Here is a 12,015-nt window from a genome sequence, read left to right as displayed (position 1 = left end):
ACATAGCACTTAGGGTTCCTTTTTTAACATAAAAATCTCTTATTTTATTTCAAACTACTTCACCAATCTTATAATTAAAATACGAATAATGATTAAAACTAGCGAGAACAATGAAATGAAGCTTTGCTGATTTAAAAGTTGAGAGTATGATTTTTAAACAAGTTTTTAAATTTCAAAACATGTTTTTAATATCGAGAGAACACTTACATTCGTTTTGAAACCATTTATACTAATGAATGAAGAAACAGTGGCCACATCTTTCTTCTAGCTAAAAATAGCTAATAATGCTTCACTCAGTAAGATTTCAAATTGATTTAATGTTGTTCCAAAAAAAAGATTGGGTTGATAATCTGATATTCTTTTTGGTGTATATGTTTCTGTACTGATTGTTAACGTCGCCAAGTTGCCTATCTTTGAATTCTTTTCACCAACAAAAGCAATCAAATCAATATGATGGTCGTTCGCAACTTTAGCTAATTCAGCTAAACGAACAGTATCCCCTGAATTTGAGATAATAAAAAGCAGGATATCGCTTTGAACATTTTCTCTCAAGAATTCAAGATGACTATTGGCAGTCGCACGAAAACCATGTAGATTAAGAGCTTCAGAAAAATAATTTGCTATATTTTGAGAAAATCCTGATCCAAGGATCATCATTCGTCTATCTCGGTAATCAGACATCAGACGAATAAATGTCTCTTTTTCTTTGTCTGAAAAGATTTTAGGCAAGGTCATACTGTGCCGTTGATTGCCTAACGAAAAGACTAATTCACTATATCCTGTAAAGCCAATTTTTTTAGCCATTTGTATAATTGTAGCAGTAGAAACATAAGAAACTTTGGCAACATCTCGAATACCTAAGTTTTTTAATGACTGACGATTTTTCCACATAAATCTTAAGACATCAGCTTCTGAATTGTTCAACTGATATTTGTCAATAAGCATTTCAATATCCATAAGATCCACCTCAAATTTTTAGTTAGGAGTATTATATCATGACAGAAAGTAAATTCATTCAAGATCCATGGGCAAAGATGACCACACGTAACGGGCTGCGAGGAGATGAAGTTATTTCTGCACTACAGAAATCGATTCGCCGTGGAAAGGAAAAAGATGCTTGCGAGTTTGCATATGAAATGTACATTACCTCGCCACAATTTGAAGAAAAATTATGGCGACGCTTATTGGCAATTAGTGTAGAAGATGTAGGAATGGGTAATCCTTTAGCTGCCATCATGATTAATAATTTGAACATGATGCGTAGAGAATTCCAGTATAATGAATCAGACCGTGCAATGTATTTCTTCCATGCAATACGTTACTTATGTGATTCTGAAAAGGATCGTTCATCCGATTTACTCAAAAATATCGTTATAAAGAGCTTCGCTATGGGCTATATTCCAGAAATACCAGATATTGCTTTGGATAAACACACCACTCGTGGGCAAGAAATGGGGCGAGGGTCCGAACATTTTTTATATGAAGCAAGTAAAGTAATTCCTCAAGCCGATATTGATAATAATTACAAAGAACAATATGAAAAAATAATTGAGAAATATGATCCAGAACGTGTCGTGCCAAGTGCTTTTGCTTTCAACCCTTGGCAAGTATAGGAGGAAATAGTATGGAAAATTCTGCACTTGTTATAAAGCTTAATGAAATACTGAGTCCATTAGCAGCTAAAATTGGAAATCAACGTCATTTGAAAGCTATATCCAGTGGGATGATGTTCAGTCTGCCTTTTATTGTTATCGGTTCTTTTTTTCTGATTTTTGCCAATCCACCTATAAATATTGACCGTTACAACCCAGAAACAGCAAATTACTTCATGCAATTCATGGCCGGTTGGAAATATTTTGCAGCAGCAAATTATGATGTAATTACTGCGCCTTATAATTTGACGATGGGTATCATCGGTTTGATCAGTGTTTTTGGTATTGCCTTCTCACTTGCTCATGAATATAAATTCAATGCATCCATGAACGGAATGATAGCAGTAGTCATTTTTCTAACGGTTTTCACTCCTGTGAAAGATGGAATGATTTCACTAGATTTTTTAGGTACGAATGGCCTTTTCGTTGCAATTATCATCGGTTTGCTTGTTGTAGAGGTGAATCGCACTTTTGAAATAAAAAATATCAAGCTGAAACTTCCAGATACTGTCCCACCAATGGTCTCAACCTTCATCAATATGTTGGTGCCACTACTTACTAACATCATTATTTTTTATGGAGCCAATCTAATTGTCTTATCGACAACAAATACAATTTTCCCAGAAGCAATAATGCAATTACTAACGCCTGCAACAAACATTGCTGGCAGTTTAGGAGGTTTTTTATTTATTGTAACTTTAGGGAATATCTTGTGGATGTTTGGTATTAACGGCTCATCAATTATCTTCCCAATCGTCTTCACGTTAGGAATCGCCCAAACTGGCTTAAATGCTGAACAAATGACAAATAATGAGACGATGACCCACTTGATGAACCTTCAAATGTTCCGTGTTTCCGTTCTTGGCGGAGCTGGTGGAACCTTGGGATTAGTGTTACTAATGATGCGAAGTAGAGTTCCAGAATATCGTACGATAGGAAAATTATCATTAATCCCTGGAATCTGCTCCATCAATGAACCAGTCATCTTTGGATTGCCGATCGTCTTCAATCCTATTTTAGCAATTCCATTTTTATGTACACCTATTGTCTCTTTATTATTAACTTATTTCGCTCAGCAATTTGGATGGATTGGATTAGGATTTATAATTGATCCCTCATTCACACCTTTCTTTGCGCAAGCCTATCTTTCTAGTATGGATTGGCGTAATATTCTTTTCTGCTTCGTACTTATCTTGGTCAGCATTTTTATTTACTATCCATTCTTTAAAATAATGGAAAATAATAGAATAAAAATAATAGATGATAAGCTAGAAAGTCTATAAGGAATAACTGAAATTATACTGAATTTTTAGTACTAATTGATAGGAATCCAGCTAAGTGTCTCTCAGCGTTTATAAACTTAGGACCGATAGAAATGACTCTATAATTCATGGGACAGATGAATCAGAATTGATTCTTCAGTCCCATTTTCATTCTAGTATAAAAAGCATATCGTTCATTAGTATGATTAAATCACAATAAAATAAATCACTTAGAGGACGATATGCTATATGAATAACTCATTATTTCAATCTAATTTAGTATATACACTTTTTTCCTATTCTTTTTGGATAGTCGTCTGCGGGAAAAGATCTTTTTCTGACAAGGCACGTCTAGTAGGAGAACGTTCTGAAAAACAAGGAATCGTTGCTTGTTGTCAGGATTCCTGCATAGTGTTCGAACTAGTAGCAACCTGTTTTCCCTGTCCAACACTCGCTACCCCCTCGTTCTAATAAAACACGACCGGTAATCTTTTTATCTCATGAAGCAATTCTTTGGTTTGCTGATTGTTTTTTGCCGTCATTGCATTCAAATTTGCCAGCTGATTGTCTGCTTCCATTAGTCGGTCATTGAGCATCAAAAAGCCTTTTTTCATCAGTTCTGAGTTTTCTTGATGGCGCTCCTCTTCTCTTAGAATCTGAAAGGCATGCTCCCAGCTGCTTGCTCGCTGATCTTCCAGAATCTGGTAGATATAGCTTAAGCGTTTTAAAGTATCCAAATCATCTGTTTGCATGGAAGGAGGAAGGACTGGTCTTAATTGATCGTGGGTAGACAATGACTGCGTAATCGGTACCAAGGTCAATTCCTCTAGTTGATCCAGCGCATGATTTCGACATTCATCAATCTCTTGCCGTTTTTCCGCTAAGCCAAATTCTTCCTCTAAGTTTCTTCCTGCCACCCGCTTTTGATCCGCTTCGGCTGCCTCTTCCCTCAATTTTACTATTTTCTGCTCAAGGCGCTTTACTTTGGCACCTTCACGCACTTTTATAAAAAGAAAGAATGCAATCACAAGGACAATAAAAGCAACAGCGTAGTTGGACTCCCACCAATTGAAAATCAGCCGAACGAGATCCATGCGAAACCATGCCCCTGCTGTTTCAGGGCTTCTATCAAATAGCGCCACTCTTTCACCAAAGCGCCTCATTTCAAAGTCTACCCAGATTTTTATGAGGTAATTGAGTGCGATGAAGATGACGCCAGTGATCCCCGTTACTAGCAGTAATAGCCGTTTGACTGGATATGGCTCCTGTTGCTCTATCTTTTCCATTAGCGCGGTGATTTGGGGCCAGACTTTTCGTTGTGATTTATTTAGCTCTAAAGATGCATATTTTTTGTAGTTCTCCTCAGTTGCCCGAAGAGTACTCTCCGCCTCTGCTAGAATCGCTTGTTTTTTTCTTTCTTTTGCCTTAACGACTTCCTTGTAATTTAGGGCATTGCTTAAATACATCGACAAATAATTCACTAGCTCTTTACGATCCATCGTACCAACATCTTTGTTTAAAAATGAAACGCCAAATTCTTCCATCATAGCTCCCCCTTACTTTTCGTTCACTGGACTTTTTTCAGCTAGCATCGTAATAAGAAAAAAGACACTAAAAATGATTGGTGAAAAATAAAAGAGCATCAAACGAATCGGTAGGATCAGCAGCATCTGTCCAACGAGTTTGATCAGCTTGAACATACTTTGGTGGTTATCCTTTTCATAATAGCTCTGATTCACGACTCTTTGCTCTTCTACGGGAACGTCTACTTGGATATCTTGGTAGGTATTCCCAATTCTGACATTTTTTCTTATTGAGCGAACACTATTGAAGGACTTTAGCACGCGACGCTGATTTTTTCGATAAGAAAAAATTTCTTTTTCATTTGAATGCTTGAGCGCTTCAAAGGATTCTGCAATCTTTGATAATTCTGTTTTTGATAAAAAGAGAAATAATGGCTTGACCCGACTGAATAGCCCCATCACATAGGGATAAAATAAAAGAGATAAGAAAGTAATGTAGACAAGATTTGTAGTAGTAAAAAGGGGCCTTAAGCTGTCGCCGCTTAGCAGCGCTAGTAGTTGACCTACGCTCAAAAGGAACAGGATAATAAACGTTAGACAAAACGATTCATTGACCCAAATGAATCGAGTAAAGCCAACCTTGAGCTTAGCTGGATTCTCTTCTTCTAGCATTCTCTCCTCTAAAAATTCCTCTTCTTCCTTTTCAAACCTCATCGCTGTACGTTGAATCGCCGCCAGTGATCGCTTTTGGAAAAATTGTTCTTGATAAGCTAACTCCCAAAGATAAAGGATAAAAATAGAGACGAGCTGGATAAGCGTAAAAATCAAGTTTCCTAAAAACGGACGGATCACACTCGTCACAAATAGTAAGCCTATACTAACAAGGAAGATCGGTAAGCTTTTTTTTGTTGGCAGATACAACACGAATCCGATGAAGCAAAAACAAGCGATTTGAATGCCTTCTAAAATCGTCCAATACATAGCGCCAGATGGATCTATCACCCAATTCATATGCAAGAACCAATCGACGATCGTATTGATGATCATAAAAAGGCACGCCAACGGTATCAACAGTTTTGGCTGAAATAAACGGTACACTTTTAATTTTTCATAAGCCAGAGTGAATCCCTTACCAAAAACAAAAAACACAAAGAGCAAAATTGCCCCCACGATCTGCATGAATAAGCCATCATTGCTCTCTGCATAGACGGTGTCTTTTCTTTGTTTCCCCAACCAATAGTTTCTCATCATTTCTCCTCCAATTTCTTTAGTAGCCTGCGTAATCGCCATTCAGCAGTTTGTTTTTTGCTTGAAGACTAAGCTCCTTTACTTGTTCTTCCGAAAGTTCTCCCTCACTCCAGAGATGCCAAAAGTAATCATCGATCCCTGCTTCTAGTTGATAAAAACGTTCTGCGCCGTAGCCTGAAGCAGCAATCATTTCCTCCGTGTACACCGCTGTACCGCGATTTGCTGGCATAACATTGATTCCTTTTGCGGTAAAAGAGGCATAGGCATCGAAAAACTTTTGTGGGTGAGCTAAACTGAGCGGATCCTCTTGTTCTGCAACGGGCTCACTAATAGGAGTAACTGGACCGATGCGATCAAAGGTGTATTCTGACACTTGGTCTTCGCCACCGTTTGATAATCTTGTTTCGGTCACAAAAACTTGCTGATCATTGATTGGCTTGACCACTAAAATGGAACGAAACGGCCCGTTATTCACTCCACTGAAAGCAAATGTATTTGCTTCGTCAGAATCCGTACTTGCCCAAGACTGTCCATAATCAAAGAGATCTGGTAAGTTCATTTTTACAATTTCTAACGCCTCTTCTTCGGTTAGCGCAGCAGCTTTTTTGGCTTCTTCTCGTTCTGCTTCGGCTTTTTCCAGCGCTTGTTGGTTCTTATTTATTTGATCGGTAGCTTTGGTCGTCAGCTCGCGATACTCCCCCTTGGCTTCAATTTCCGTTAACTCCTTTAAAAGATCATTCGCAGCCTGATAATCCTTTTTCTCCGACAATGCAATCCCTTCGTCTAAGCGCTTTTTTGCCTCCGCAATTTCATTCGTTTTTTCTGCCAACTCACTAGTTAACTCGGCTTGTTTTTCCTGAATTGCTGCTAATAGTTCCTCTTGCTCCCCTAATTTTTCCAATGTATTTCCAGCTTTCGTCAGTTCAAAATCAGCTGTCAGTTCTTTGGCTTTAGCCATCAGATCGACTTGTTCTAGGTATTTTGGGACTTGATCCTCCTGTCCTAAATCAGCTAGCTCATTGATTTCTTGGCGTGCTGTTTCATAGTCATCCTTTTTGATAGCCTCATTGATTTTGTTGTATTGTTGCGTTGCCTGAGCCTTCGTTTCTTGCAGGGCTGTTTCTTGCGACTGATTCCAATAAACAAAGCCACCAACTGCCGCCAACAAGAGAACCACTGTACCAATCACTAGTTTCTTTTTCATTTTCCCTAACTCCTCTTAATAAATTTCTTTTCCTGCCTTTTGCTTGATCGTTTCGGAGAATCCCCTTTCCCAATCCTCCTCTCCAGAAGATGAGTCATCATTTGTTTTTTAAATACTGCTTATTTATTCTTTTACAACCCTATATAATACATATATGTATTATTTTACACACCAAAAATACATTTGTCATCTGATTTTTTCCATCCGTAACCTCTATGATTAATCTATAAGGAGGTGGCTCTTGTGCTGAATGAAATGGTTGCCAGCCAAATTCGTCATTATCGTACCGCCAAAAAGATGACGCTAGCGGACCTCTCTCGTACCTCAGAAATTGATGACACCTACTTAGGGCGAGTGGAACGCAACGAAATCAATATCACCCTCAATACACTTGAGAAAATCATCAAAGGATTACAGATGACACCTGCTCAGTTTTTTGGTTTTTTAGAACTCGAATCCGATAACCCCGAGTTAGTTAAGATTGTTGATTTGATTCAAAAGTCACCCAATAAAGAGAAATTGACCTCCATCGCAAAAGAGATCGTAAAACTTTCTGAGCCGTAAAGAATTGGTCTGCCCACCAATTCTTTTTTTTGAATAAAAAAAGCCTTAACCCTCGGGGCTAAAGCTATCATACCTGATTGAATTTTAAAAATAAATACCTCACAAGGCGATGAATTAATTTCGTAATCTAATAAAATTTTTTGTTAAATTAATTTTAACCCTTCTGTCAAGTCACGTCAAGATGCTTTTTTATTCGTGTGTTTTTCGATCAGAATTTCTCTCGAAGAAACCTCCTATACCGCTACTTTGCTAAACACCACAGTCAGCAATAAAGGTTTTGATATAGAGATATAGCGGTCGGTCTGCCAGCACCTGCCTTACACCTGAATCGTTTCGCAAATCGATAACGACGGGTGCACTGCGCTCCTTGTTATAGTACACTAGTTAAAACAAAGACATTTAGGAGTGATTAAATGACTCAGACAGAAGTAACTTACAAGAGCTATTTGGAACAGCCCGAAGCTTTAACCTTTGACGAAATGCAGACGATCCACGAAGCAATTTTGAAAAATGGCACGATCACTGATACTGATTTTCAAGACGCCTGGCAAAGTATTTTGCAAGCAGCACTGCGATACACAACGATCCGGGCACAGTGGCATAGTTTTTCACAAGATGAAAAACGAGCGATCGATGCGGAGCGTACCACCCTTCATAACACGATTATCGATCAATTTATCTTTCTCGAACGAGTCTTTCAATTGAATCAATGGGATAGCCAAACATGGACCTCTTTATTATTTTTGCAAGAACACCGAGAAAAGCGCACAAGACAAGACGTCAACCAACACCGCAAACGCATTGGGGATTTTGCCAATTACCTAGTGTTTGCAGCAGCGGTTAATGGTCGGTAGTTAAGAAAATAGAAAAGCTAGGAATCATCGCATTGAATGATTTCTAGCTTTTTAGTTTGGCTGTTTTGGTATATAAGCTATCTATCTAAGCTTGCTCAAACTTTATAGTTTGGATTGTCCTTTCAAGATTTCTCGTGATCATGCATCAAGCCTTATTCCAATAATTATTGAAGTGCTTTTCAGCATTATTCTTTTTGAAAAAAGTTCTCATAAAGCCGATTATTTCTTCTCGTGTATATCCATTCGTATCTGTTTCAAGATCCCCTATCTCTGCTAAATGCGAGTTAGGTCAGCAGAGTTTGTTAATGCTAGTCCTTATTGCTAGTCTTTTTCGGTATCGGTTTAAAAATGTTCCCTTCCAGTTTCAAAACGATTCATTCCTTATTTTGATAGGATTCGTATTTTTTGTGTCAGGCGTATTCAGAAATTATCGGTAAATAATGCACACTAATATTTTTAGCTTTACATCAAATAAATATTTTATCATTTTAATTCAACTAATTCGTTCAATATGCGATAATCATTTATGAAAGGATGATTTGATGAACCTTACAGTTACCAACCTAAGACATCTGCGGATCGCTCAAATTTCTTTGTTAACATACTATATTTATTTAGCCTTCCATGACAATATTTTCAAAGCTATTCCATTACTTTTTATCAGTGGCTTTTTAGATTCCGTATACCCGCCAGACTACGCAAGCCAGTCATTTTGGTTCCCTTATAAAAAGAAAACAATATTTTTAAAAAGCAACAATTTGTTTCTAGAAAGAGCATTGGAAATCTTAACCATAATTGTTCTTGGTGTTTTTTTATCGCTTGTTTTTTAAATTAAAGGAACAACTTGTGATTGCTGGTTCCCTTTTACCCAACAACTGAATTATGTTTCTATTACTCACTATTTTTTATCCATTTGTCTATTAAAATGGATTTACCAAATGAATAACGAATCCTTGACTGTTGAGATGACGCTAGTATCTAATCGAAAGGAAAGATGATTGTTTATGAAAAGAATTTGTTTTGTCTTAGTGTTGAGCAACGGATTATCTTACACACCATTAACTCCAGGTGTTCTTTATCAAAGAGACACAAGCCTCAAAGACTATTTTTCACCGTTTTACGATGTTTCAATCAATTATCTGAGAGATAAAGATACTGTTGATTACTTGGTACTTCCTGAGCCATTCGCTCCTTTTGATAATGAAAATAACCTCCCCATCATAAAAGTTCCTTCAAAATTTTTTCTGACTAAGGATTTTGAAAAAATTAAGGCGTACATTGATGACTACTTTAAAGAAAACGATGCTAAGTAATACTAATCTTCGATCGTTTTAAGCGCTTACTGATTGATACCGTTATCAATCAGTTTTTTTGTCGGTGATGGACTAATAATCAGATATTTTGTACACTTAACTTAAAAATATAAGGAGATATACATGAATTTCTATTTCAAAGAGTTAAAGTCTAACTCAGAGATTAACCAGTTTTGGGAGAAAAAAAGACAATATGAAGAAAGTGACATTTTCCCCAACCTTCCAGAAAGCGGTGCTGAATTAGATGAAATCGTAGACTGGTTTCGCTCTTCCGAATACTACGAACTAATCATGGATCTTCATAATTCCCCAACAGAGGGAGATTCTCAGCTGGAATTTGTATTCATATACAATAATCAACAAGAATATGTTGGACTTACTACTTACAAAATCTACTACTCAGAAGATTCAAAAGCATTTATTCTCGATTTTTGTATCGATAAACCTTTTAGGAACCAAGGAGTAGGTAGCCGTGTTGTTTCTGAATTAAAGAATTACCTTAAAGCAAAGAACGCTCTATATATCGCTTTAAATGCCTCCAATGAACGCAATCAGCGATTTTGGCAAAACCAAGGATTTATTCCTCAAGACGTTGATGAACACGGCGAAGTAATCTATTTTTGTGTTCTTTAATAGATATAGATTCGTATCATCTATGTTCTAGTTGACTATTTGGCAGATAGCTAATTCAAAATTTTCCGATTCCTACGAAAAAACTGAAAGAAGCGAGTAACTTCTTTGTGATACTATCAGTAAAAAGGAGAATTTTTGTATGCTTATCCAAGCTATAAGATTTCAAGGAAATTGTGAAAATGCAATAAAATTTTATCAAGAGGCGTTAGACGCTCAAATTAAGTCCATCGTTTATGCGAGTGAAGCCCCGATAGATTCAGGTTTAGATCCTGAGATGCCTGATGATTTCGTTATGGACTCAGAAATCATCATCGACGGTCAGAGAATCATGATGACAGACGGCAGACTAAATAGACCAGCAAATGATTTTTCTCCTTTTGTCTTGTGAAAGAATCCGCTGATGAAGTTACTACTATTTTTAATAGCCTCTCGATAGACGGAAAAGTGATTGATCCCCTTGCACCAGTATTCTGGTCCTCGCTCTATGGCATGGTTGAAGATAAATACGGTATCACATGGATGATCATGACCTCGCATTAGCATACTACCTTTTACTTACTACTCGTTTAGCTATTTTTTATTCCAACAACTTGGGTGTTTGTTTATTTACTACCATTTACTTTTGATATTATTTATTTATCGTGGCATTCTTTTTCTAGAGGTGATTAGATAAAAAAGAATAGTACTCGGTTGAGTCTCTGGAAAATTTTGTTGATTACGCTTGCTTTTGTCACTGGTTCCTTTCTTACAAAAATGGTCTTTTCTTTATTTTTTGAACATCTAATAACTATTTCAATCTATAAAAATAACGTTCGCGATATAACCACATTTCTTTTATCAAGTAAAAACACGATAAAAAGGTGCACTCTAAAATTCCCTCATTCTTTTTAAGGAACAAAGTAATATAATTGCGGTTAAAAATCTGAAATTACTTATTGTATAGATCTATTATTCGACGCTTCCTTCCATATCGAAATTGACATTCACCTAATGACACTCACAATATGTGGGTTAGTTATTAGTTATTATTGATTGTCAAAATATGATAGTACAAACGTAGTCAATTTATAATATATTGATGGGAGAAAAAACTCAGTTAAAGCTAAAGTTTTAGCTCATCTATTTGTTGAAAAAAATATAGAGAAACATAAATAAAATTTCGATACTCCAAATGAAACATACTACTACTGAATACTTTTTTAAATAAGCTAATTCTCCCTTGATAAATTCATCAGGAAGATACTCATCTACATATCTACTAACTATATTTTTCTTTAGCGTTATCTTTAGATCATCATAATCTTTTTCCACTCTCTTAGCTTCAAAATAAGTTTGAAGCAAAACCAATATCAAATATAAAAAGAAAATAACGCAAATAAAGTAACCGGATTTTTTTAACAAAGCAACCGGTAGTTCATTATTTTGATAAATAGAAATCTCTTTGAGAATATAATTAGAGATAAAAAAAGCTAAAATTGTAAATGAGTTTGTTTTTAATATCGAACCTACACTCATTCTAAGATCTCTAAATTTTTTCAAATTATCTTCGATTGCAACAATTGCTTTATTTTGAACATCGATAAATTTTGCTAGATTTTCTCTGAGATATTGGCTGTAAGAGAATTTTATAGAGTCAAAAATATCCTTATTAAGGATAATTCCCTCATCGCTTTCAAGATATATAAAATATTTAATTACTGGCTCTTATACACATCTAGATGTAATGAGTAACTCTATATTATACTCGTTCATTTTTATAAAA

13 protein-coding genes are annotated in these 12,015 nt (G+C 36.2%); 8 read left to right on the top strand and 5 right to left on the bottom strand.

The window, feature by feature from the left end:
* Nucleotides 1–264: 264 nt before the first annotated feature.
* Nucleotides 265–957: a MurR/RpiR family transcriptional regulator gene (locus tag A5870_RS16270; RefSeq protein WP_005227461.1), complete on the bottom strand. Its 693-nt coding sequence runs from the start codon at nucleotides 955–957 to the stop codon at nucleotides 265–267.
* A 38-nt stretch (nucleotides 958–995) separates the two neighbouring features.
* Between A5870_RS16270 and A5870_RS16265 the strand changes: the two genes are divergently transcribed.
* Both A5870_RS16265 and A5870_RS16260 read left to right on the top strand, forming a co-directional pair.
* Nucleotides 996–1,613: a hypothetical protein gene (locus A5870_RS16265; protein WP_005227458.1), complete on the top strand. Its 618-nt coding sequence runs from the start codon at nucleotides 996–998 to the stop codon at nucleotides 1,611–1,613.
* Nucleotides 1,614–1,624: 11 nt separating this feature from the next.
* Entirely contained in the window at nucleotides 1,625–2,935 is a 1,311-nt protein-coding gene (locus tag A5870_RS16260; protein WP_086293960.1) for a PTS sugar transporter subunit IIC, read from the top strand.
* 446 nt (nucleotides 2,936–3,381) lie between these two features.
* On the opposite strand, the gene A5870_RS16255 is transcribed toward A5870_RS16260, so the two are convergent.
* From A5870_RS16255 to A5870_RS16245, 3 genes are read right to left on the bottom strand one after another with little or no spacing between them, the layout of a single operon-like run.
* Nucleotides 3,382–4,458: a hypothetical protein gene (locus tag A5870_RS16255; protein WP_242596005.1), complete on the bottom strand. Its 1,077-nt coding sequence runs from the start codon at nucleotides 4,456–4,458 to the stop codon at nucleotides 3,382–3,384.
* 12 nt (nucleotides 4,459–4,470) lie between these two features.
* Nucleotides 4,471–5,685, bottom strand: coding sequence for a hypothetical protein (locus tag A5870_RS16250; protein ID WP_242596006.1), 1,215 nt, complete (start codon nucleotides 5,683–5,685; stop codon nucleotides 4,471–4,473).
* A gap of 19 nt (nucleotides 5,686–5,704) precedes the next feature.
* Nucleotides 5,705–6,889 carry a hypothetical protein gene (locus A5870_RS16245; protein WP_086293957.1) on the bottom strand — a complete coding sequence of 395 codons (1,185 nt, stop codon included), beginning with the start codon at nucleotides 6,887–6,889 and terminating at the stop codon, nucleotides 5,705–5,707.
* 243 nt (nucleotides 6,890–7,132) lie between these two features.
* Between A5870_RS16245 and A5870_RS16240 the strand changes: the two genes are divergently transcribed.
* The 6 genes from A5870_RS16240 to A5870_RS17710 all read left to right on the top strand — a co-directional run bounded on the left by A5870_RS16240 (nucleotide 7,133) and on the right by A5870_RS17710 (nucleotide 10,793).
* On the top strand, nucleotides 7,133–7,453 hold the full coding sequence (locus A5870_RS16240) for a helix-turn-helix domain-containing protein (protein ID WP_015508925.1): 321 nt from the start codon (nucleotides 7,133–7,135) through the stop codon (nucleotides 7,451–7,453).
* A 413-nt stretch (nucleotides 7,454–7,866) separates the two neighbouring features.
* Nucleotides 7,867–8,307: a hypothetical protein gene (locus A5870_RS16235; RefSeq protein WP_086293956.1), complete on the top strand. Its 441-nt coding sequence runs from the start codon at nucleotides 7,867–7,869 to the stop codon at nucleotides 8,305–8,307.
* Between the two features lie 1,004 nt (nucleotides 8,308–9,311).
* Nucleotides 9,312–9,620: a hypothetical protein gene (locus A5870_RS16225; protein ID WP_005227446.1), complete on the top strand. Its 309-nt coding sequence runs from the start codon at nucleotides 9,312–9,314 to the stop codon at nucleotides 9,618–9,620.
* 123 nt (nucleotides 9,621–9,743) lie between these two features.
* Nucleotides 9,744–10,253, top strand: coding sequence for a GNAT family N-acetyltransferase (locus A5870_RS16220; RefSeq protein ID WP_086293954.1), 510 nt, complete (start codon nucleotides 9,744–9,746; stop codon nucleotides 10,251–10,253).
* 139 nt (nucleotides 10,254–10,392) lie between these two features.
* The gene (locus A5870_RS17715) at nucleotides 10,393–10,641 is read left to right on the top strand and encodes a hypothetical protein (protein WP_242596007.1); all 249 of its coding nucleotides are present in this window, start codon (nucleotides 10,393–10,395) and stop codon (nucleotides 10,639–10,641) included.
* Nucleotides 10,638–10,793: a hypothetical protein gene (locus A5870_RS17710; protein WP_252086062.1), complete on the top strand. Its 156-nt coding sequence runs from the start codon at nucleotides 10,638–10,640 to the stop codon at nucleotides 10,791–10,793. Before A5870_RS17715 ends, A5870_RS17710 begins: the two co-directional genes overlap by 4 nt.
* A gap of 579 nt (nucleotides 10,794–11,372) precedes the next feature.
* Here the strand turns inward: A5870_RS17710 and A5870_RS16210 are convergent.
* Nucleotides 11,373–11,768 carry a hypothetical protein gene (locus A5870_RS16210; protein WP_086293953.1) on the bottom strand — a complete coding sequence of 132 codons (396 nt, stop codon included), beginning with the start codon at nucleotides 11,766–11,768 and terminating at the stop codon, nucleotides 11,373–11,375.
* Between the last annotated feature and the right edge of the window lie 247 nt (nucleotides 11,769–12,015).

Source organism: Enterococcus sp. 2G9_DIV0600, from assembly GCF_002140615.1.
Lineage (GTDB): Bacteria > Bacillota > Bacilli > Lactobacillales > Enterococcaceae > Enterococcus_D > Enterococcus_D innesii.
This window is presented reverse-complemented; position numbering and strand designations above follow the sequence as displayed.

Excerpts from the sequence above, each read along its gene's own strand:
- A5870_RS16270 (WP_005227461.1), bottom strand. The coding sequence starts at position 957 with ATGGATATTGAAATGCTTATTGACAAATATCAGTTGAACAATTCAGAA.
- A5870_RS16265 (WP_005227458.1), top strand. The coding sequence starts at position 996 with ATGACAGAAAGTAAATTCATTCAAGATCCATGGGCAAAGATGACCACA.
- A5870_RS16260 (WP_086293960.1), top strand. The coding sequence starts at position 1,625 with ATGGAAAATTCTGCACTTGTTATAAAGCTTAATGAAATACTGAGTCCA.
- A5870_RS16255 (WP_242596005.1), bottom strand. The coding sequence starts at position 4,458 with ATGGAAGAATTTGGCGTTTCATTTTTAAACAAAGATGTTGGTACGATG.
- A5870_RS16250 (WP_242596006.1), bottom strand. The coding sequence starts at position 5,685 with ATGAGAAACTATTGGTTGGGGAAACAAAGAAAAGACACCGTCTATGCA.
- A5870_RS16245 (WP_086293957.1), bottom strand. The coding sequence starts at position 6,889 with ATGAAAAAGAAACTAGTGATTGGTACAGTGGTTCTCTTGTTGGCGGCA.
- A5870_RS16235 (WP_086293956.1), top strand. The coding sequence starts at position 7,867 with ATGACTCAGACAGAAGTAACTTACAAGAGCTATTTGGAACAGCCCGAA.
- A5870_RS16225 (WP_005227446.1), top strand. The coding sequence starts at position 9,312 with ATGAAAAGAATTTGTTTTGTCTTAGTGTTGAGCAACGGATTATCTTAC.
- A5870_RS16220 (WP_086293954.1), top strand. The coding sequence starts at position 9,744 with ATGAATTTCTATTTCAAAGAGTTAAAGTCTAACTCAGAGATTAACCAG.
- A5870_RS17715 (WP_242596007.1), top strand. The coding sequence starts at position 10,393 with ATGCTTATCCAAGCTATAAGATTTCAAGGAAATTGTGAAAATGCAATA.
- A5870_RS16210 (WP_086293953.1), bottom strand. The coding sequence starts at position 11,768 with ATGAGTGTAGGTTCGATATTAAAAACAAACTCATTTACAATTTTAGCT.